We start from the raw sequence: 19,613 nt of genomic DNA, 5'->3' as shown, positions 1-19,613 counted from the left end.
TCGTGTCCAATCGCCGGGGATCACTCGCTTTCGGACGCTACACGCGGGTACCGACAATTTTCAGGGTTGACCGGGGCCGTTCGCGACTGCCGGCAACACATCCGTAAGAATTGCAGTAAGTACGTACGGTTTGCGAAAGCCGGGCCCGCGGTGTCAGGATCTAGCCATGCCCCGGGTCAGCCAGGACCACCTCGAAGCGCGCAGGCGCCAGATCCTCGACGGATCCCGCGTCTGCTTCGCCCGGTACGGCTACGAGGGTGCCACGGTGCGCAGGCTGGAGGAAGCGACCGGGCTCTCCCGCGGCGCGATCTTCCACCACTTCCGTGACAAGGAGTCGCTCTTCCTCGCCCTCGCGGAGGAGGACGCGGCCCGGATGGCCGACGTGGTCGCCCAGCAGGGCCTGGTGCAGGTGATGCGCGAACTGCTCGCCGAGGGCAGCGACCACCCCGCGGACTGGCTGGGCACGCGGCTGGAGGTCTCCCGGCGGCTGCGCACCGACCCGGAGTTCCGCGGCCGCTGGGCCGAGCGCTCGCACCAGCTGACCGCCGCCACCCGGCAGCGCCTGCTGTGGCAGCGCCAGGCCGGCAACCTTCGCGACGACGTCGACGTGGACGTCCTCACCGCCTACCTGGAACTGGTCCTGGAGGGCCTGGTGTCGCACCTGGCGATGGGCCTGCCCGCCGACGACCTCGGCCCCGTGCTCGACCTCGTGGAGGAAAGCGTGCGGCGGCACCGGGTGCGCGCCTCGGCCGACTCCTGACACGCTCACCAGCGCCGACGCCCTCGTGCGCGCGCACGGGCGGGTATCATGGCGCACACATTCACAGCCAACTCCCAAGGAGTGACTTCTTTCGTGCGCGACGCGCAGTCACCTGGTGACAGTACGAAGCCGGGTGATCGACCCGGCTTGCCAGAGCACCTCCCCGGCCCGGTTCAGGACCGTGACGGCCGATGACGGAAGTGCTCCTCTCCGTTCTCGGAGTCCTCTTCTTCGTGTTGCTCACCGTCGGCACCGGTCTCGCGGTGGCCGCCGAGTTCTCCCTCACCGCGCTCGAGCGCAGCACCGTCGAGGCGCACGTCCGCCAGGTCGGTGACAAGCGGGCGCGCACCGTCCGCAAGGCGCATTCGACGCTGTCGTTCCAGCTCTCCGGCGCGCAGGTCGCGATCACGCTGACCACGCTGGTCACCGGGTACGTCGCGGAGCCGCTGATCGGCAACCTGGTCCGCCCGCTGCTCACCGCCGCCGGCATGTCCGACGGCTTCGCCGCGGGCGCCTCGCTCGTCATCGCCCTGCTCCTGGCGACCATCCTGTCGATGGTGCTGGGCGAGATGGCGCCCAAGAACCTCGCGGTGGCCAAGCCGCTGGAGACCGCGCGGGCCGTGATGGGCTACCACTCGCGGTTCTCGGCGCTGTTCCGCTGGCTGATCACGCTCATGAACAACAGCGCGAACTGGCTGGTCCGCAAGTTCGGCATCGAGCCGCAGGAGGAGCTGCGCTCGGCGCGCTCCCCGCAGGAGCTCGGCTCGATCGTGCGCACCAGCGCGGAAAGCGGCACCCTCGACACTTCGACGGCGCAGCTGCTGGACAAGTCGCTGCGCTTCGGCGACCGCACCGCGGAGGAGCTGATGACCCCGCGCGTGCAGGTCGAGTCGCTCACGGTCGGCGACACGATCAACGACCTCGTCGAGCTGTCCCGGCGCACCGGCCACTCCCGTTTCCCGGTCTACACCGAGGACCTGGACGACGTGCAGGGCGCGGTGCACGTGAAGCAGGCGTTCACCGTGCCCGCCGCCGAGCGGGGCACCACGCGGATCGCGTCGATCATGCGGCCGGTGCCCACCGTGCCGGAGTCGCTGCCCGGTGACGCGCTGCTGTCCCGGCTGCGGGACTCGCGCTTCCAGGTGGCGATGGTCGTCGACGAGTACGGCGGCACGGCCGGCCTGGTGACGCTGGAGGACGTGGTCGAGGAGATCATCGGCGACGTCCGCGACGAGCACGACACCGGCGAGGCGCCGTCCTCGCAGCAGGTCGGCTCCGACACCTGGCTGGTCTCCGGCCAGCTGCGCGCCGACGAGGTCACCGAGGTCACCGGCTTCCGGATGCCCGACGGCGACTACGAAACCATCGCCGGCCTGATGCTGGAGCGGCTCGGCCGCATCCCCGAACCCGGGGACTCCACCGAGGTCGACGGCTGGTGCCTGACGGTGTCCGAAATGGACCGGCTGCGCATCGCCGAGGTGAGCCTGCGGCCGCGGGTCGGGCGGACGGAGGTGGCGCGGTGAACGACTGGCTCGCGATCTTCCTGATCGTCGTCCTGCTGCTGCTGAACGCGTTCTTCGTGGGCGCGGAGTTCACCCTGATCTCCTCGCGCCGCGACCGGCTGGAGGCCCTGCTGGAACAGGGCAAGACCCGGGCGCGGATCGTCATCAACGCGAGCAAGCACGTGTCGCAGATGCTCGCCGGCGCCCAGCTGGGCATCACGATCTGCTCGCTGATCCTCGGCCGCCTCGGCGAACCCGCGGTGGCGCACCAGCTCGAGGGGTTGTTCGGGCTGCTCGGCCTGCCGGACGTCGTGCTGCACACGGTGTCCTTCGCGATCGCGCTGGCGTTCATCACCGTCCTGCACGTGCTGATCGGCGAGATGGTGCCGAAGAACCTCGCCATCGCCGAGCCGGAGCGGCTGGCGCTGTGGCTGGTGCCGATCCACGTCGGGTGGGTCAAGCTCGCCAACCCGTTCATCTGGCTGCTCAACGCGATGGCCAACGCGCTGCTGCGGCTGGTCCGGGTGGAGCCGAAGGACGAACTGGAGACCGCCTACACCTCCGACGAGCTGGCCGAGCTGCTGTCCGAATCGCGCCGCGAGGGCCTGCTGGAGCAGTCCGAGCACGAGCGGCTGAGCCAGACGCTGTCGTCGGTCGAGAAGACCGTCGCCGACGTCCTGGTGCCCACCGCCGAGCTGACGACGCTGCCGAGCACGCCGACGGTGGGCGACGTCGAGGAAGCGGTCTCGTCGACCGGCTTCTCGCGGTACCCGCTGCGGTCGGCGGGCGGCGAGCTGATCGGGTACCTGCACGTCAAGGACGTGCTCGACCAGATCGGCGAGGCCCCGGGGAGCCGGGTGCCCGCGGACAAGACGCGGCCGCTGACCGATCTGCCCGCACACGCCCGCCTCGACGAGGCACTGTCCGCGATGCGCCGCGAGGGCAGCCACCTGGCTCGCGCCCGCGGCGCGGACGGCACGATCATCGGCGTGGTCGCCCTGGAGGACCTGGTCGAGGAGTACGTGGGCACGGTGCGCGACGGGACGCACGTGACGGCGTGATGCGGGTTCTGGCCGAGGACGAGTGGCGGGCCCGGCAACGCGACCACGTCGCGCGGGTCCGCCGCTGGACCGGCCCCTACCAGGAGCGCCGGTCGCGGGGCGAGAAGCACCCGGTGCACGACTTCCTGTTCCAGTACTACCCGCACCGCCCGGCGCACCTGGAACGGTGGAGCCCGGGGCCGGGTGTGGTGCTGGCGGGGGCCGCTTCGGAGTTCCTGGCGCGGCCGGAGTTCCGCGAGACGGCGGGCGGCGTGGTGCTCGGTGATCTCCCTGCCAAGCAGGTGCCGAGGGTGCGGGCGTTGCTGGTGCTGCTGGAGGCCACCGCGTCCCGCCCGCCGCGGCTGAGCTGTTTCGGGCTGCACGAATGGGCGATGGTGTACCGGCAGGCGCCCGGGCAGGTGCGGCACAACCAGCTGCCGCTGCGGCTGGGCGCGTCCGGCACCGACACCGTCGTCGAGTCGCTGGAACTGCGCTGCGGGCACTACGACGCGTTCCGGTTCTTCACCCCGCCCGCGCGGCCGCGCAACGCGCTGGAGCCGTCGCGGGAGCGGCAGGTGGAGCTGGAGCAGCCGGGCTGTCTGCACGCGAACATGGACCTGTACCGGGCGGCGTTCAAACTCGACCCGTTCGTGCCGTCCGAGCTGGTCGCGGAGTGCTTCGAGCTGGCGGTGGAGATCCGCGAACTGGACATGCGGGCGAGCCCGTACGATTTGTCAGGACTGGGCTACTCCCCCGTGCGGATCGAGACCGCGCGAGGGCGGGCGGAGTACGCGCGTGCCCAGGCGGCGTTCGCCGCCCGGGCGGAGCCGCTGCGCGCTCGGCTGATCGAGCACTGCCGGACGCTCCTCGCACAAGGGCAGTAACGCTCAGTCCTGCGATTTTCGTGGGTTCATCACGTTTCGCTAACGACGAACCCCTGTTAGGGTGAACGTCGTTTGTCGGAGCACACGGAGAGTTGAGGAAGAGCACGCATGGGGCGACACAGCAGGGGCGACGACCCCGCTCACGGCCGTCCTGAGGCTGGGGAGCCGACGGGGTACCGGCAGGCGGCGCCGCGGCCGGGCGAGGCGGTGGGTGCCTTCCCGGTGGATCCTGGCTCGGCGAGCGGGTACCAGCGCGTGCCCGGCGGTGCTCCTGGCGATGGTCCCTACGGCGCGGACGCTGGCGTTCCCCGCGGCGCGGCCCCCGGTGTTCCCCACGGTGTTTCCCACGGCGCGACCCCCGGTGTATCCCGCGGCGTGGCCCCCGGTGTTTCCCACGGCGTGGCCCCTGGTGTTCCCGCGGGCGGCCGGACTCCTCCCGTCGAGGCGGGCAGTCGCCGCGCGCGCGGTTTCGCCGCGCCCGGCGAGACGACAGGCAGTCGCCGTGCGGTGAACTCCGGCTTCCGAGGGGCCCGCTCGGTGGCGGCCCCGGGCGAGGCGACCGGTAGTCGCCGCGCCGTGGGCGCTTCCGAGCCCACGGTTGGCAGGGGCGCCGTGGGTGCCTCTGAGTCCACCGGCAGCCGCCGGGCGGTCGGTGCCACCGAAACCACCGGCAGCCGCCGCGCCGTCAGCGCCTCCGAGGCCACTGGTAGCCGCCGGGCGGTCGGCGCCACCGAGACCACCGGCAGCCGCCGCGCCGTCAGCGCCACCGAAACCACCGGCAGCCGCCGCGCCGTCAGCGCCACCGAAACCACCGGCAGCCGCCGGGCGGTGGGTGAGTCCAGTGGCTACCGGCGCGCGGGCGAGGGCACCAGCACCCGCATCCTCGCCGTGGACGGCCGCCCGCAACTGGGCCGCCGCCGGGCCGGGGCCGGCGAATCCACCGGCTCCCACCGGGTCGCGCCCGGCGAGGCCACCGGCTCGCACCGGGTGCTCGGCGAGGCCAAGCGCGGCATCGCGAAGTGGCCGATCGTCGCCGGGGTGTTCGTCGTGCTCCTCGTCCTCGGGATCCTCGGCTGGGGCTGGGCGGACAGCATCGTCGCCAACCGGGCCGAGGCCCAGGCCAGCGCGTGCGCCGAGGGCGACTCCAACCTGAACGTCGTCGCCGCCCCGTCGGTGGCCCCCGCGGTGACCGCCGCCGCCGAGCGGTGGAACCAGGCGAGGACCGTGGTGCACGCGCACTGCGTCCACGTCCAGGTCCAGGCCATCGACGACCAGCGCGTCCTGCTGGCACTCACCGGCCGCGGCAACCTCGACTCGATCGGCGGCCAGCCCGCCGTCTGGATCCCGGAGACCACGGCGACGATCACCGAGCTGACCACCGCCCGGCCCACCCTGCTGACCTCCCCGGCCGAGCCGCTCGCGGCCAACGCCCGCGCCGACTACCCGTGCGCGGTGCTCACCGCCGAGGACGTCGACGAGGTCCAGCAGCGCGCCTCCCAGAGGTTCCGCAACTACCTCCAGGAACCGGCGCAGCAGGCCGACTTCACCCGCCTGCTCAACCCCGGCGCCTAGGGCACCGCGCCCTGGGGCGAACCACTGCCCGCAACGGACGCCCCCGCCGATCCTGGCTCACAGTCGCCGCACAGCTCGCGCACCGGTGACCGCACGGGTCACCCCGGTTGACTCGACGCGCCCGGACCGGAGCGGAGCCGAGGGAGCTTCATGGGTGGCAGGCGCGTCGTGCTCGCGATCGTCGGCGTGGTGGACCAGTCGGCCAAGTGGTCGGCGCGGCGGCACGCTGATCAACAGCGGCGGCAGCCACCTGGTCGGCGAAGCGATCGGCGGCTGGTACCGCGACCCGCTCGCCGGCGCGCGCCTCGACGTCCTCGGCGCCGCGGGGCTGGGCCTCGCCGTCGTCGCCATCGCCGCCGGGACCGCGCTGCTCGTGGTGGCCGCCGGACGCGGGCTCGTCCGGCTGCGCCCTGCGCCCGGTGGCGCGGCCCGGCTGCTCGCCAGCGCGGTGGGCCTGGGCGCGGCGCAGGACACCGGGGTGACCAGCGCCGCGCTCACGCCGGCCGTCGGCCGGTGAGCACCTCCCGGGTGGCCGCGTCGGCCGGGTAGAACGACTCGATCACCAGCTCGGCAAGCGTGACGTCCAGCGCGGTGCCGAAGGTGGCCACCACGGACAGCAGGGTCAGCTCGGCGTCGCCGCGACGCAGCCGCACCGGCACGAACACCGAGCCGGCCGGGGCCTCGTCCACCGGGTCGTCGCACGGGTATCCGCTCACCTCGGCCAGCAAGTCCGCGAGACCGGGGTCGCCGGTGATCTCCACCTGCCGCCGCAGCCTGCCGAGCAGCTCGGCCCGCCACTGCCCCAGGTTGATCACGTGCGGGGCGAGGCCGCGGGGGTGCAGCGCGATCCGCAGCACGTTCGCCGGCGGTTCCAGCAGCGCGGGGTCGACGAGGTCGGTCAGCAGCGTGATGCCGCTGTTGCTCTCGACGAGGTCCCAGTTGCGGTCCACGACGACGGCCGGGTACGGCTCGTGCCCGGCGAGGAGGTGCCGGACGGCGTCGAGCGCGGCGCCCAGGTCGGGCAGCGGGGTCTCCGGGAACACCGGCGCGTAGCCGGCGGCCAGCAGCAGCCGGTTGCGCTCCCGCAGCGGCACCTCCAGCCGCTCTCCCAGGCGCAGCACCATTTCCCGGCTCGGCTGGGACCGGCCGTTCTCCAGGAAGCTGAGGTGGCGCGTGGAGATCTCGGCGGACAGGGCGAGGTCGAGCTGGCTGAGCCTGCGGCGTTCCCGCCACTGCCGCAACTGCTCGCCCACGGGGCGCTGCATGGTCGTCACCCGTGCGAAGTTACGGGGCGCGCGCACGGCGCCGCCATTACCTCCCGCGTAATCGACGGGCCGCGCGATCCGGGCGATGGTGATCAGGTCACACCGACCGATCAGGAGGAATCCGATGACCGACTACACCGCTCTCGCCCAGGGCTACATCGACGTCTGGAACGAGACGGACGCGGACAAGCGCCGGGCGCTGGTGGAGGAGCTGTTCACCCCGGACGCGCTGTTCACCGACCCGATCGGCTCGGTGCGCGGCACCGCCGCGATCGACGAGTTCATCGGCGCGGCGCAGGCACAGTTCGCGGGGCCGGAGTTCAGCCTCGGTGGCGCCGTGGACGGCCACCACGACCAGGCCCGGTTCACGTGGCACCTGGGCGCGCCGGGCGCCGCCGAGCCGCTCGCGATCGGCTTCGACGTCGTCGTGGTCGAGGACGGCCGGATCGCTCGGGTGCTGGGCTTCCTGGACAAGGTGCCCAGCTGACGCGGATCCGCCGGCCGGCCCGGAACCCCCAGTTCCGGGCCCTCCCCACTCTGTCGTGCCCCGTGAGGGCGCCTGAGAGGTTCACCCGAGTGTTGAGCCGGGTTTGCACCTTCGGCGGGGCCGGACGTAGTTGTGCCCGTCGGCCCGCTTTCCAGAGGCGTCTCGTCCGCGCGGTCCAGGGTGCCTGAGAGGTTCCGGGGAGGCTTTGCTCCTTCGGCGCCGGGCGCGCTGGTGGTGGCCCGGTCTCTCCCGCGCGGCTTCGGCGACCGCGATCAGTACCCTACTCCCCGGTTCGGGGAGACGATCATCCGGTCCGGCGTGCGTTGCGGCGCTGCGTGAGTTCGTCCGGAACGACCGGTTCGATCTCGCCGCCGTCGGCGCGCTCGGCCGGGAACTCGTGGATCGTGCCGCTGATCTCCTGCATCGGGACCTTCACCGCGATGCCGAACACGCCCTGGCCGCCCTGGAGCAGATCCACGATCTCCTCGGGCGAGGTGCACTCGTAGACGGTGGTGCCGTCCGAGACCAGGGTGACTTTCGCCAGGTCGCGTGCCCCGCGCTTGCGCAGGTGCTCGACGGCGACACGGATGTTCTGCAGCGAGACGCCCGTGTCGAGTAAACGCTTCACGATCTTGAGGGCGAGGATGTCCTTGAACGAGTACAGCCGTTGCGAACCCGAACCGTGCGCCGTGCGGATGCTCGGCGCGACCAGCCCGGTGCGCGCCCAGTAGTCCAGCTGCCGGTAGGTGATGCCGGCGATCTGACAGGCCGCGGGACCTCGGTATCCGACCAGCTCGTCAGGCAGGGACGAGTCCGGGAAGAGCTCACCCTGCTCCCCGGGCACGACCTGAACCGGCCTTTCGTCGACCACGCATGCCTCCCCTCGCCCGGCCGTGCGGCCGGTCGAAACAAGCACCCGGGGCCCTGGAGTAGGACCCGCGGCAGTGGCGAACCGCTCCGGTGCCCCAGTGACCGCGCCGCGGCCGAATCACACCGAAGCGATTTACCGCCATCGACGGTATGCGCGGGCGCGCGCCCGGTCAACGCGACGCGCGGCCCCGCCTTCACACAGTCTTGAGAGTTGATCGGTGAAGACGCTCCGACCACGGTTACCCGGACGGGTAATTTTCGCCGCGAAGGCGGCGGAGACCCCGGAACGCGCCGAAGGGGCCCTCCCGGCCGGTGCTCGAGCCGGGAAGACCCCTTCGGCGCCGCCGGAGGCGGGGCGGTCAGGTGTCCGCGCCGCGGAAGTCCTCCGGCGAGACGGATTCGAGAAATTCGCGGAACTTCTCGACCTCGTCCTCCTGCTCGTCCGGGATGATCAGCCCGGCCTCGTCGAGCACCGCGTCCACCGCGTGGATCGGCACCCCGACGCGCAGGGCCAGCGCCACCGAGTCGCTCGGCCGCGCGGACACCCGCACGTTGCCGTCGAAGACCAGTTCGGCGAAGAACGTGCCTTCGCGCAGGTCCGTGATCACGACCTGTTCGAGCTCGCGGCCCAGCGCGCCGATGACCTCCTTGAGGAGGTCGTGGGTCAGCGGGCGCGCGGGGCGGACGCCCTGCTGCTCGAGTGCGATCGCGGTGGCTTCCACGGACCCGATCCAGATGGGGAGGTACCGCTCACCCTGCGCCTCCCGGAGCAACAAGATCGGCTGGTTCGCGGGCAACTCGACCCGCACGCCGACGACGCGCATTTCGCTCATCGGGCTTCGCCTCCCTCTCGTGTGCGCGGGCCGCGGCGCTGGTCCGAGGACCCCGCATCGACATCTCCGACGCTACCCGCCATCCCGGCACCGTGCTCGTTCGCGGGGACTGTGTGGCAGTCGCGTGGACCGTTCCGGCAAATCCATCACCAACGGTACGGCATCGGCGGCTCGCTGCGGAGTCCCGAAACCATGTCATTACCGTCGCGACCCACGACCAGCGGAGATCCAGAACCGCACCACCGGGCTCACCCGCCGGTCACGTCCCGGATGCCCGCTTTGACCAGCAGCGTGTGCAACGTCACCGACAGTGCCGCCAGCTGCCGCGCCAGCTCGTCCGCCCGCGCCTTGGCGTCCGGGTCACGCTGCCGTGACACGGGCGCGACGATCTGCTCGAGCAGACCGACCTCGCGGTCCGCCGACGCGCGGAAGGCACGCAGGTGCCGCGGCTCGATGCCGTACTCCGTCATGGCGCGGACCGTGCGGGCCACCAGAACCGCGTCCGGGTCGTAGAACCCGGCCGCGCCGGGGCGGATCAGGCCGTACTGCTCCAGCTCGGCGAGCAGGGAGTTGTCCACGCCCGCCTCGGCGAGCAGGTCCTCCCTGGTCAGCCGGACGTCGCGGCCCGGCGCGAAGTCGTCGGGCCGGGGCAGCCCGTCCCCTGGGCCCGGCGTCGCCGGGATGGGGACCAGCTTGCGCGGCAGCCTCCCGCCGAGGCCCTGGCCGTCGGACAGGCCGCGGTCGGCGGCGTCGAGCTGCTCCTTGATGACCTTGAGCGGGAGGTAGTGGTCCCGCTGCGCGGCCAGCACGAACCGCAGCCGCTCGACGTCCGCCGCGGAGAACTGCCGGTATCCGGACGCGGTCCGGCCCGGGCGGACCAGCCCCTCGGACTCGAGGAACCGGATCTTGGAGATGGTGACATCGGGGAAGTCCGGGCGCAGCTGCGCCAGCACCGCCCCGATGCTCAGTCCATCACGCTGTGGCCGCCCGGCAGCCGTCACCGCGCCCCCTGGCCCCCGTGCCCCGGGCCGGTCAGGAAGACCAGGCGGAACTTGCCGATCTGCACCTCGTCACCGCCCGCGAGCACCGCCTGGTCGACCGGCTCGCGGTTGACGTAGGTGCCGTTCAGGCTGCCCACGTCGATGACGACGAACTCCCCGCCCTCGCGGCGGAACTCCGCGTGACGGCGGGACACCGTGACGTCGTCGAGGAAGATGTCGCTGTCCGGGTGGCGCCCGGCGCTCGTGGTGTCCCGGTCGAGCAGGAAGCGCGAACCGGCGTTCGGGCCCCGCTTGACCACCAGCAACGCCGTGCCTGCCGGCAGCGCGTCGACACCGGCGACCGAAGGCTCCGGCGTCGGCGCCTCCTGACCCTCCACGTCCGCCAGGAAGTCGGCCCGGAAGACCGAGGTCCGCTCCGGAGACTGCTCCGGGGGAACGCCGGGCCCGTCGTTGGTGCTCACCTGAGCTCTCCTCACCACTGATGTGTCGCTGGCTGAAAACCTGTGGCTGCCAACGTACCGTGCCTGATCGATTCGGCCCCCGCGGCTCCCCCCAAAACGCGGTCCTAGCCTGCGGTCAGCCGGTTGTAGGCGTCGGCGTCGAGCAGCCCCGCCACGGCGTCGGCGTCGCTCACCCGGATCTCGACGAGCCACCCCTCGCCGTAGGGGTCGCTGTTGATCAGCTCCGGCGAGTCGCCCACCGCGTCGTTGACCGCGACGACCTCGCCGTCGACCGGGGCGAACAGCTCGGACACGCTCTTGGTCGACTCGACCTCGCCGAACGGCTCCCCCGCGGTCACCGCCTTGCCGGCCTCGGGCAGGTCGACGAACACCACGTCACCCAGCTGGTCCTGCGCGTACTCGGTGATCCCGACCCGGACCACGTCGCCGTCACGGGTGGCCACCCACTCGTGCTCCTCGGTGTAGCGCAACTCTTCTGGCGCGGACACTCCACGTCCCCTTTCCTGCCCGGCTCGCGCGTGGCGTCGCGATGCTCGCGCGAAGTCTTACATCCGCCCGCCCGCTCTGGCACGCCGGACCGCCCAGAAGGTCTGCAGCAGGTACAGCGCGCCCGACCACACATACAGCACCGTGCCCCACGCGGTGAAGGAGTAGGCGATCGGCCGGGCGATCGCGGCCGCGGTCGAGCCGCCCTGGGTGAGCAGCAGGAACGGGAAGGCGTACATCAGCACGAAGGTCGCGGCCTTGCCGATGTAGGTGACCTCGGGCGGCGCGTAGTCGTGGCGGCGCAGCACCAGCAGGGCCACCCCGACCAGCAGCTCACGCCCGACGAGCACCGCGACGAGCCACCAGGGCACGATGCCGCGGACCAGGAAGGCGATCAGCGTCGCGACGATGTAGAGCCGGTCAGCGGCCGGATCGAGCAACTGCCCGAGGCGGCTCGTCTGGTCCAGCCAGCGCGCGAGCTTGCCGTCCAGCCAGTCGGACAGGCCGCTGAACACCAGTAGCGCCAGGGCCCAGCCGTCGGCGCGCGGGCCGAGCAGGAGCCACAGGAACACCGGGACGCCCGCGAGCCGCAGCAGGGACAGCAGGTTCGGCACGGTCCACGCCTGGCGCAGCAGGCTGGGCTCGGCCGTCTCGGCGCGGGGTTCGATCACGGGGTAACCCTAATCGGTGGGGCGGCGGCGGGTTCACCCTCGGAGTGGCGGTCCCGTGGTGGCGACCGCCGGACCCGGCGGCTCGGGGCCGGCCGGTTCGGGAAGCGGCTCGGCCCGCCGGGCCGACGGCGGCCGAGCAGCGCCGTGGAACCGGCGGGCTTGCGGCCTGTGCCCGCGGGCCGCCGGGCGAGGCGTCGGCCCCGGCCATTCGCGGAACCCGACCAGGCCGGCGGCATGCAGCCTCGGCAACCGAGCGATCCCGGCCTCCCGCCTCCGCGGCAGGCCGGGCAGCCGGGCAAGGCGCTCGGCCCGCGACCGCTCGCCGAACCCGGCTCCGCCGGTCCTGGGACCTCGTGTGCGGGGTGTCAGCCCGCGCGGCGGTGCGTCCAGCCGCGGCGGCGGAGTTCGTCGCCGGTGAGGATGAGTGGGCGGCCCAGGTGGTCGGTGCCCACCCAGCGCAGGGTCCCGGCCCCCGGCTCGAGGACGTAGGGGCGGCCCTGGCTCCACACGACGGAGCAGGGGGCGGTCGGAAGCGGATCCGTCTCGGTCGCGGTCTCGGTGCTCAACACGACTGTGGTGTCGCGCGAGGCGGGCGAAGTGTTAGCCGCCTGCCAACTATTCACCCGGCCGGTGGATCATTGTCCACAGTGGAGCTCCGGCGGGCGCGTCCTGCCTGCGATTTCGCCGGTGTCACGGTACTTTCCCGCCGAGGAGGCAACCACTGATGACCGCACCCCGCCGCGTCCTGCCGCTGCTGCTCCTGTCCGCCGGCGTCCTGGCCGGCTGCTCCGCCACGCCCGGTGTCACACCCCAGACGAGTGCACCCCAGACGAGTGCCTCACAGACGAGTGCGCCCGCGAGCACCCCGGCGGGCACGGCCACCGCCGCGCCGAGCACCTCGGCCGGCACGACCGGGGCACGCGCGGACGGCTGCGGCACCGTGCCGGCCGCGAGCGGCCTGACCCTGCAGGTCATGGACACCACGACGAGCACCCTCAGCTGCGGTCAGGCCACCGACCTGGTGACCCGGTTCCAGCGGGCGATCGCCGGGCGGCAGCCTGCCGGGTCGGGCCGCCCGGTGAGCGAGACCGTCGACGGCTGGCTGTGCGTCTCCGGCCCGCCCGCGTCGCAGGGCGGCACCACGTGCAGCCGCGGCGAGGACACCGTCTTCGCTCGCGTCACCGAAGCGGAGTAACCGCCCCCGGCGGGGACCGGGGGCGGCCCGCGCTCACCCCTTCAAGCCCGGGAAGTCGTCCTCGCGGAACTCGCCCGCCGGCCGGGAGTCCGGCGCGGCCTGCTCCCTGCCGCGCAGCTCGACGCGGCGGATCTTGCCCGAGATCGTCTTCGGCAGCTCGGCGAACTCCAGCCGCCGGATCCGCTTGTACGGCGCCAGATGATCGCGGCAGAACGCCAGGATGCTCTCCGCCGTGGCGGCATCCGGCTCGTACCCGGCCGCGAGCACCACGTAGGCCTTGGGCACGGCGAGCCGGATCGGGTCCGGCGCGGGCACCACCGCCGCCTCGGCGACCGCGTCGTGTTCGAGCAGCACGCTTTCCAGCTCGAACGGCGAGATGCGATAGTCCGACGCCTTGAACACGTCGTCGGTGCGGCCGACGTAGGTGATGTAGCCGCGCGCGTCGACCGAGCCGACGTCGCCGGTGTGGTAGTAGCCGCCGCGGAACGCCTCCGCGGTGCGCTCCTCGTCGTCGGCGTAGCCGACCATCAGCCCCACCGGCCGCTCGGTCAGGTCGAGGCAGATCTCGCCCTCCTCGGCGGGCTGCCCGCTCACCGGGTCGACCAGCACCACCTTGAACCCGGGCACGGGGCGGCCCATCGACCCGGACTTGACCTCCTGGCCGGGCGTGTTGGCGATCTGCACGCTGGTCTCGGTCTGGCCGAACCCGTCCCGGATCGTGACGCCCCACGCCTTGCGGACCTGGTCGATCACCTCCGGGTTGAGCGGCTCGCCCGCGCCGACCACCTTGACCGGCGGCGTTTCCAGCGCGCCGAGGTCGGCCTGGATCAGCATCCGCCACACCGTCGGCGGCGCGCAGAAGCTGGTGATCCCGCACCGCTGCATCTGCGTCATCAGCGCGCCGGCGTCGAAGCGGGAGTAGTTGAACAGGAACACCGTCGCCTCGGCGTTCCACGGCGCGAACACGTTGCTCCACGCGTGCTTCGCCCAGCCGGGCGAGGAGATGTTCAGGTGCACGTCGCCGGGTTCGAGCCCGATCCAGTACATCGTGGACAGATGCCCGACCGGGTAGGACACGTGCGTGTGCTGCACCAGCTTCGGCTTGGCGGTGGTGCCGGAGGTGAAGTACAGCAGCAGCGGGTCGGTGGCGGCGGTGGGACCGTCCGGAGTGAACGATTCCTCCGCGGAATAGGCGTCGGCGAAGGAGTGCCAGCCCTCGGCCCGCTCCCCCACCGCGATGCGCGTGTAGTCGCCGGCGACGTCGGCGAACTTCTCGACGTCCGCCGACCGGACCACGACGTGCCGCGCGTTGCCGCGGTCCACGCGGTCCCGCAGGTCGGCCGCGCCGAGCAGGGTCGACGCCGGGATGATCACCGCGCCGAGCTTGATCGCGGCGAGGATCGTCTCCCACAGCTCGACCTGGTTGCCGAGCATGAGGATCAGGCGATCGCCGCGGCGGACGCCGAGCCCGCGCAGCCAGTTCGCGACCTGGCTGGAGCGGCGCGCCATCTCGGGGTAGGTCCAGCGGCCCTCGCCGCCGTCCTCCTCGACGATCCACAGCGCGTACTTCTCCGCGTTGGCCGGATCGGCGGCGACCACGTCGAACCAGTCCAGCGCCCAGTTGAACTCGTCCAGTTCCGGCCAGGCGAAGTCGCGGTAGGCGGTGTCGTAGTCCTCGCGGTGCGCGAGCAGGAAGTCGCGGGCCTCGCGGAACCGCTGGTGAGCGGCTGAATGGACACTGCTCATGGCGTTGCTCCTCACTCGCCGGTGAACTCGGGCGCCCGGCGCTCCATGAACGCCCGCACCGCTTCCTGGATGTCCTTGCTGGGCAGGAAGGCCGCGTTCCAGGTGGAGACGTAACGCAGCCCGTCGCTGACCTGCCGCTCGGTGTTGAGCGACAGCACCTCCTTGACGCCCTGCACGACCAGCGGCGGGTTGGCGGCGATCTCGCGAGCCAGCTCGTCGGCCGCGGCCAGCACCGCGTCCTGGTCGGCGTACACGTCGTTGACCAGGCCGATCCGCTCCGCGCGGGCCGCGTCGATGTCCTTGCCGGTCAGGGCGAGCTCGCGCAGGTGACCCTCGCCGATGATCCCGGCCAGCCGCTGCAGGCTGCCCAGGTCCGCCACGATCGCGACCTTCGCCTCGCGCACGCTGAACTTCGCGTCCGCGCTGGCCAGCCGCACGTCGGCGGCCGCGATCACGTCGACGCCGCCGCCGATGCACCAGCCGGACACGGCGGCGATCACCGGGGTGCGGCACTCCGCCACCGCGGTGACGCTGTCCTGCAGCACCCGGATCTCGCGGAGGAACTCGGTGCGCGGGCCGGCCAGGGCGTCGCCGGCGAGCAGCGGCGCCCAGCCACCCATCATCGCGGGCAGGTCGAGGCCGTAGGAGAAGTTCTTCCCGCTGCCGGTCAGCACGATCGCCCGGACCGCGGGATCGGCGTCCAGGGTGCGGAACACGATCGGCAGCTCGCGCCAGAAGTCCGGGCCCATCGCGTTGCCCTTGCCCGGCCCGAGCAGGGTCACGCGGGCGACCGGGCCGGTCCGCTCGACGTCGAGCGAGACCAGGTCCGGGAGCTTGTCGGCGGTGTCAGTCATGCGGCCATCTTGACGCATCCGGACACGATCCCGCGCACAAGCCTGTGCGGGGGCGCCCCGGGGGTGGTTTCCTGATCGTCATGCTGACCCGTCCCCTGGAGACCACCGGACTGGCCGCCGCGTTCACCTTCGAGGGCCACCGGCTCTGCTACACCGAGTTCGGCACCGGCGACCGCGTGGTCGTGCTGGCCCACGGCCTGATGTTCACCCGGCGGATGCACGCGCCGCTGGCGCGCGGGCTCGCCGCCGAGGGGTTCCGGGTCGTCACGCTGGACCTGCTCGGCCACGGCGACTCCGACCGGCCGCGCGAGTCGTGGCACTACTCGATCCCGGCCTTCGGCGACCAGGTGCTGGCGCTGCTGGACCACCTGGACGTGGACCGGGCCGTGGTCGGCGGGACGTCGCTCGGCGCGAACGTGGCGCTGGAGGCGGCGGTCAAGGCGCCGGAGCGGCTGCGCGGGGTCGTGGTGGAGATGCCGGTGCTGGACAACGCGATCGTCGCGGGCCTGCTGGCGTTCACGCCGCTGCTGTTCGCGGCGCGGTTCGTGCCGTTCGGGGTGCAGGCGGTGGCGAAGGTGGCCGGCCTGGTGCCGCAGGGCAGCCAGTGGGTGGACGTCGTCACCGACACGCTCGACCAGCGGCCGGCGTCGATGGCGGCGCTGCTGCACGGCGTGTTCTTCGGCCGGATCGCGCCGCCCCGGTCGGTGCGCAAGCGGATCGAGGTGCCCGCGCTGGTGATCGGGCACCAGCGCGACCCGGTTCACCCGTTCGGGGACGCCGACACGCTGGCCGCCGACCTGCCCGCGGCCGAGTTCGTGCAGGCGCGCAGCCCGGTCGAGCTGCGGTTCGACCCGCAACGGCTGACCGCGGCGATCCTGGACTTCGTGCGGCGCTGCTACGCCGCCTGACGGCTTCCGGCCCCGGGCGCGGCGCCCGCGGTCAGCGCAGGTCGTCCGGCAGCAGGCCGGCGACCGGGCCGATCACGATCACCGCGGGCGGGCGCACCCCGGCGGCCTTGGCGTCCTCGGCCGCGGTGGCCAGGGTGAAGCGGTGCACGCGCTGGGTGGGCATGGTGCCGTTCTCCACGACCGCGACCGGGGTGTCGCCGGGGCGGCCGCCGTCGAGCAGCGCGGCGGCGAACTGGCCGAGCCGTTCCACGCCCATCATCAGCACGATCGTGCCGCGCAGCTTCGCCAGCGCCGACCAGTCGGTCAGGGAGCTCTCGTGGTCCGGCGCGACGTGCCCGGACACGACGACGACCTCGTGGGCGACCCCGCGGTGGGTGACCGGCACCCGGGCCGCCGCGGGGCCGGCGATCGAGCTGGTGATGCCCGGCACCACGGTCACCGGCACGCCCGCCTCGGCGCACGCGAGCAGCTCCTCGAACCCGCGGCCGAACACGTACGGGTCGCCGCCCTTGAGCCGGACCACGAACTTGCCCGCCTTGGCGTGTTCGATCAGGGTGGCGTTGATGAAGTCCTGGCTGGCGGCGCGGCCGTAGGGGATCTTGGCGGCGTCCACGACCTCGACGTCCGGGTGCAGCTCGTCGAGCAGCTCGCGGGGGGCCAGCCGGTCGGCCACCACGACGTCGGCGCGGGCCAGCAGCCTGCGGCCCTTGACGGTGATCAGCTCCGGATCGCCGGGGCCGCCGCCGACGAGCGCGACGCCGGGCAGTTCGGCGGCGTCCGGCGGGGTGATGTCGTCGGCGATCGCGCCGGTGTGCAGGGCCTCGACGATGTTGTCGCGTACCGCCGCCGAGCGCAGCGGCTGGCCGCCGGAGAGGACGCCCACGACCAGGCCTTCGTGGCGGCCGACCGCGGCGGTCACGGCGGTGCCCTCGATGCCGGCGTCGGCGCGCACGCAGAAGATGCGGCGCCGCTCGGCCTCCGCGCAGATCGCGGCGTTGACCTCGGGGTCGTCGGTGCAGGCCAGGGCGTACCACGCGCCGTCGAGGTCGCCGTCGGCGTAGCGGCGCTGGTGCCACACGACCTCGCCGGCGTCGATCATGCCGCCGACGGCCGGGGTGGTGGACGGCGAGATCAGCTCGACCGCGGCGCCGGCGCTGATCAGGCGGGGCAGCCGGCGCTGGGCGACGGTGCCGCCGCCGACGAGCACCACGCGCCGCCCGGCGAGGTCGAGGCCGACGAGGTAGTGCTGGTCTTCAGGCATGCGGACAAGCATGCCTGCTCGGTGGCGCGAAAACACCTCAGGGCTGCGGGAGTGTGAGCAACTCCGTATTGCCTGCGCTCCTCACCGGTCTCGAGCGGAGTGGTTCCGCAACGTCCCCAGCCGGTCAGCTTGATGACCTGCTCGGCTCGCGGGAGCCCCTTCCAGGCCGGCGTGGATTCGGATCAGAAGTCTGGCCTCGGCAGCAATGGCCTGACCCTGGATCCCGTGCACGGACTTGCGGAGTTCCGGCGATCCGATCCGGACGCTACCGACACCACCGTGAACGGCCGGAAGGCGCTGGCGCGGGACCTGGCCGCCAGAGTCGAGCCGCTGCTACCGAAGTAACGATGAGCCCAACGGCTTCGGTCCTTGTCCCGCACCGTTCGGCAAGCTTCTAGGCGAGCCCCAGAAGCCCCAGCATCTCCGTGTTGCCGAACATGCGCGCGGTGTCCACGGCCGACGGTGTGCCCGCCGCCGGGTCGGCGCCTCCCTCCAGCAGCGCCTTCACCACGTCCGGGTCGTTCTTGAACACCGCGCCCGCCAGCGGGCTCTGGCCCCGGTCGTTGAGCCGGTTCGGGTCGGCGCCTCGGTCGAGCAGCGCCTTGACCGTCCCGGCGTGGCCGTGGTAGGCGGCCAGCATCACGAGCGTGTCGCCGCGGTCGTTGGTCAGGTTGACGGCGATGCCGGCGTCGACGTAGGCGGCCAGCGTCTCCGTCTGCCCCTCCCTGGCCATCTGGAAGACCCGGCTCCACAGCTCGATCATCTCGTCGGACGGCTCGCTCATGACGTCGACCCTAGTGCGGGCCGTCCGGCCGGACGGCCCGCACCGGGTCAGCGCGCCGACGAAGGGTACGGCAGCAAGGCCATTTCGCGCGCGTTCTTGATGGCCTGGGCCACCTGCTTCTGCTGCGTCGGCGACAAGCCCGTCACCCGCCGGGCGCGGATCTTGCCGCGGTCGGAGATGAACTTGCGCAGCAGGTCCACGTCCTTCCAGTCCACAACGGACACGTCCGCCTCGGCGAGCAGGTTGCGGCGACGGCGGCCGGGCCGGTCCTTGACGTACTTGGGCACGGCGCTCACCAGCTCGACTTCGACACGCCGGGCAGCTCGCCGCGGTGGGCCATCTCGCGCAGCCGCACCCGGGACAGCCCGAACTTGCGGAAGTAGCCGCGCGGGCGGCCGTCGGCGGTGTCGCGGTTGCGCAGCCGCGTGGGGCTGGCGTCGCGGGGCAGCTTCTGCAGCGCCACCACCGCGGCCGCCCGCTCGTCCGGAGTGGACCGCGGTGAGGACACGACCGCCTTCAGTTCGGCCCGGCGCTCGGCGTAGCGGGCCACGACGGCGCGCCGCTGCTCGTCGCGGGCGATCTTCGACTTCTTCGCCATCAGCGCTCCTCCCGGAACTCGACGTGGCGGCGCACCACCGGGTCGAACTTGCGCAGCACCATCCGGTCCGGGTCGTTGCGCCGGTTCTTCCTGGTCACGTACGTGTAGCCGGTCCCCGCGGTCGAGCGGAGCTTGATGATCGGCCGGACGTCGTTGCGGGCCACTACAGCTTCACCCCCTTCGCGCGCAGTTCGGCCACGACGGCGTCGATCCCGCGCTTGTCGATCGTCTTGATCCCCTTCGCCGAGACCCGCAGCGTGACCCAGCGCCCCTCGGACGGCACCCAGTAGCGCCGTCGCTGGACGTTCGGGTCCCACCGCCGCGACGTCCGCCGGTGCGAATGGGACACCTGCTTGCCGAAGCCCGGCTTGCGGCCGGTGACCTGGCAGACCGCCGACATCCACCCTCCCTAGTTGGTATCGATTTTCATTATCA

General features: G+C 72.4%; 25 protein-coding genes and 1 riboswitch. Of the genes, 9 read left to right on the top strand and 16 right to left on the bottom strand.

What is annotated here, in order from left to right; translation table 11 throughout:
• Positions 1–166 precede the first annotated feature (166 nt).
• From ACCP09_RS01990 to ACCP09_RS01965, 6 genes are all read left to right on the top strand, one after another.
• Entirely contained in the window at positions 167–760 is a 594-nt protein-coding gene (locus ACCP09_RS01990; protein ID WP_017988099.1) for a TetR/AcrR family transcriptional regulator, read from the top strand.
• A 191-nt stretch (positions 761–951) separates the two neighbouring features.
• Complete coding sequence (locus ACCP09_RS01985) at positions 952–2,283, top strand: hemolysin family protein (RefSeq protein ID WP_433742763.1); 1,332 nt, start codon at positions 952–954, stop codon at positions 2,281–2,283.
• Entirely contained in the window at positions 2,280–3,323 is a 1,044-nt protein-coding gene (locus ACCP09_RS01980) for a hemolysin family protein (protein ID WP_027930349.1), read from the top strand. Before ACCP09_RS01985 ends, ACCP09_RS01980 begins: the two co-directional genes overlap by 4 nt.
• Complete coding sequence (locus ACCP09_RS01975) at positions 3,323–4,186, top strand: 3-methyladenine DNA glycosylase (protein ID WP_433742917.1); 864 nt, start codon at positions 3,323–3,325, stop codon at positions 4,184–4,186. The genes ACCP09_RS01980 and ACCP09_RS01975 overlap by 1 nt, the downstream gene beginning before the upstream one ends.
• 612 nt (positions 4,187–4,798) lie before the next feature.
• Entirely contained in the window at positions 4,799–5,758 is a 960-nt protein-coding gene (locus ACCP09_RS01970) for a hypothetical protein (protein WP_433742761.1), read from the top strand.
• Between the two features lie 154 nt (positions 5,759–5,912).
• Positions 5,913–6,275, top strand: coding sequence for a hypothetical protein (locus tag ACCP09_RS01965; RefSeq protein WP_433742759.1), 363 nt, complete (start codon positions 5,913–5,915; stop codon positions 6,273–6,275).
• On the opposite strand, the gene ACCP09_RS01960 is transcribed toward ACCP09_RS01965, so the two are convergent.
• A complete protein-coding gene (locus ACCP09_RS01960; protein WP_027930353.1) occupies positions 6,253–7,023 on the bottom strand; it encodes a helix-turn-helix transcriptional regulator in 771 nt (256 codons plus the stop codon). The two genes, ACCP09_RS01965 and ACCP09_RS01960, sit on opposite strands and share 23 nt — an antisense overlap.
• 124 nt (positions 7,024–7,147) lie before the next feature.
• Between ACCP09_RS01960 and ACCP09_RS01955 the strand changes: the two genes are divergently transcribed.
• Positions 7,148–7,510, top strand: a complete 363-nt coding sequence (locus ACCP09_RS01955) for a nuclear transport factor 2 family protein (RefSeq protein WP_433742757.1) — start codon at positions 7,148–7,150, stop codon at positions 7,508–7,510.
• A 161-nt stretch (positions 7,511–7,671) separates the two neighbouring features.
• Positions 7,672–7,772, bottom strand: a riboswitch (glycine riboswitch).
• A 42-nt stretch (positions 7,773–7,814) separates the two neighbouring features.
• Here ACCP09_RS01955 and ACCP09_RS01950 read toward each other — a convergent pair.
• The 7 genes from ACCP09_RS01950 to ACCP09_RS01920 all read right to left on the bottom strand — a co-directional run bounded on the left by ACCP09_RS01950 (position 7,815) and on the right by ACCP09_RS01920 (position 12,401).
• Positions 7,815–8,381: a MerR family transcriptional regulator gene (locus tag ACCP09_RS01950; protein WP_027930355.1), complete on the bottom strand. Its 567-nt coding sequence runs from the start codon at positions 8,379–8,381 to the stop codon at positions 7,815–7,817.
• A gap of 358 nt (positions 8,382–8,739) precedes the next feature.
• On the bottom strand, positions 8,740–9,213 hold the full coding sequence (locus ACCP09_RS01945) for a bifunctional nuclease family protein (RefSeq protein WP_017988091.1): 474 nt from the start codon (positions 9,211–9,213) through the stop codon (positions 8,740–8,742).
• 248 nt (positions 9,214–9,461) lie between these two features.
• On the bottom strand, positions 9,462–10,214 hold the full coding sequence (ftsR, locus tag ACCP09_RS01940) for a transcriptional regulator FtsR (RefSeq protein ID WP_037322497.1): 753 nt from the start codon (positions 10,212–10,214) through the stop codon (positions 9,462–9,464).
• Complete coding sequence (gene garA, locus ACCP09_RS01935; protein WP_017988089.1) at positions 10,211–10,675, bottom strand: glycogen accumulation regulator GarA; 465 nt, start codon at positions 10,673–10,675, stop codon at positions 10,211–10,213. Before garA ends, ftsR begins: the two co-directional genes overlap by 4 nt.
• A 104-nt stretch (positions 10,676–10,779) precedes the next feature.
• Positions 10,780–11,163 carry a glycine cleavage system protein GcvH gene (gene gcvH, locus ACCP09_RS01930; protein ID WP_027930357.1) on the bottom strand — a complete coding sequence of 128 codons (384 nt, stop codon included), beginning with the start codon at positions 11,161–11,163 and terminating at the stop codon, positions 10,780–10,782.
• A 57-nt stretch (positions 11,164–11,220) separates the two neighbouring features.
• The gene (locus tag ACCP09_RS01925; protein ID WP_027930358.1) at positions 11,221–11,832 is read right to left on the bottom strand and encodes a CDP-alcohol phosphatidyltransferase family protein; all 612 of its coding nucleotides are present in this window, start codon (positions 11,830–11,832) and stop codon (positions 11,221–11,223) included.
• 365 nt (positions 11,833–12,197) lie between these two features.
• A complete protein-coding gene (locus ACCP09_RS01920; protein WP_433742753.1) occupies positions 12,198–12,401 on the bottom strand; it encodes a hypothetical protein in 204 nt (67 codons plus the stop codon).
• Between the two features lie 155 nt (positions 12,402–12,556).
• Between ACCP09_RS01920 and ACCP09_RS01915 the strand changes: the two genes are divergently transcribed.
• On the top strand, positions 12,557–13,027 hold the full coding sequence (locus ACCP09_RS01915; RefSeq protein WP_433742751.1) for a hypothetical protein: 471 nt from the start codon (positions 12,557–12,559) through the stop codon (positions 13,025–13,027).
• Between the two features lie 33 nt (positions 13,028–13,060).
• Here ACCP09_RS01915 and ACCP09_RS01910 read toward each other — a convergent pair whose 3' ends face one another.
• Positions 13,061–14,773: an AMP-binding protein gene (locus ACCP09_RS01910; protein WP_433742749.1), complete on the bottom strand. Its 1,713-nt coding sequence runs from the start codon at positions 14,771–14,773 to the stop codon at positions 13,061–13,063.
• A gap of 11 nt (positions 14,774–14,784) precedes the next feature.
• The gene (locus tag ACCP09_RS01905; protein WP_433742748.1) at positions 14,785–15,627 is read right to left on the bottom strand and encodes a crotonase/enoyl-CoA hydratase family protein; all 843 of its coding nucleotides are present in this window, start codon (positions 15,625–15,627) and stop codon (positions 14,785–14,787) included.
• An 80-nt stretch (positions 15,628–15,707) separates the two neighbouring features.
• Here ACCP09_RS01905 and ACCP09_RS01900 point away from each other — a divergent pair, with 80 nt between their 5' ends.
• Positions 15,708–16,535, top strand: coding sequence for an alpha/beta fold hydrolase (locus ACCP09_RS01900; protein ID WP_157360576.1), 828 nt, complete (start codon positions 15,708–15,710; stop codon positions 16,533–16,535).
• Between the two features lie 31 nt (positions 16,536–16,566).
• On the opposite strand, the gene cobA is transcribed toward ACCP09_RS01900, so the two are convergent.
• From cobA to rpmB, 6 genes are all read right to left on the bottom strand, one after another.
• Entirely contained in the window at positions 16,567–17,796 is a 1,230-nt protein-coding gene (gene cobA, locus ACCP09_RS01895) for a uroporphyrinogen-III C-methyltransferase (RefSeq protein WP_433742746.1), read from the bottom strand.
• A gap of 394 nt (positions 17,797–18,190) precedes the next feature.
• A complete protein-coding gene (locus ACCP09_RS01890) occupies positions 18,191–18,580 on the bottom strand; it encodes an ankyrin repeat domain-containing protein (protein ID WP_433742744.1) in 390 nt (129 codons plus the stop codon).
• 47 nt (positions 18,581–18,627) lie between these two features.
• A complete protein-coding gene (rpsR, locus tag ACCP09_RS01885; RefSeq protein WP_017988079.1) occupies positions 18,628–18,876 on the bottom strand; it encodes a 30S ribosomal protein S18 in 249 nt (82 codons plus the stop codon).
• Positions 18,873–19,178 (bottom strand): 30S ribosomal protein S14, encoded by a 306-nt coding sequence (gene rpsN, locus ACCP09_RS01880; RefSeq protein WP_123682398.1) that lies wholly within the window; start codon positions 19,176–19,178, stop codon positions 18,873–18,875. Before rpsN ends, rpsR begins: the two co-directional genes overlap by 4 nt.
• The gene (gene rpmG, locus ACCP09_RS01875; protein WP_017988077.1) at positions 19,178–19,342 is read right to left on the bottom strand and encodes a 50S ribosomal protein L33; all 165 of its coding nucleotides are present in this window, start codon (positions 19,340–19,342) and stop codon (positions 19,178–19,180) included. Before rpmG ends, rpsN begins: the two co-directional genes overlap by 1 nt.
• Positions 19,342–19,578, bottom strand: a complete 237-nt coding sequence (gene rpmB, locus ACCP09_RS01870) for a 50S ribosomal protein L28 (RefSeq protein WP_020418487.1) — start codon at positions 19,576–19,578, stop codon at positions 19,342–19,344. The genes rpmG and rpmB overlap by 1 nt, the downstream gene beginning before the upstream one ends.
• Positions 19,579–19,613: the final 35 nt, after the last annotated feature.

This window comes from Amycolatopsis sp. 3B14 (assembly GCF_050958625.1).
GTDB lineage: Bacteria > Actinomycetota > Actinomycetes > Mycobacteriales > Pseudonocardiaceae > Amycolatopsis_E > Amycolatopsis_E thermoflava.
This window is presented reverse-complemented; position numbering and strand designations above follow the sequence as displayed.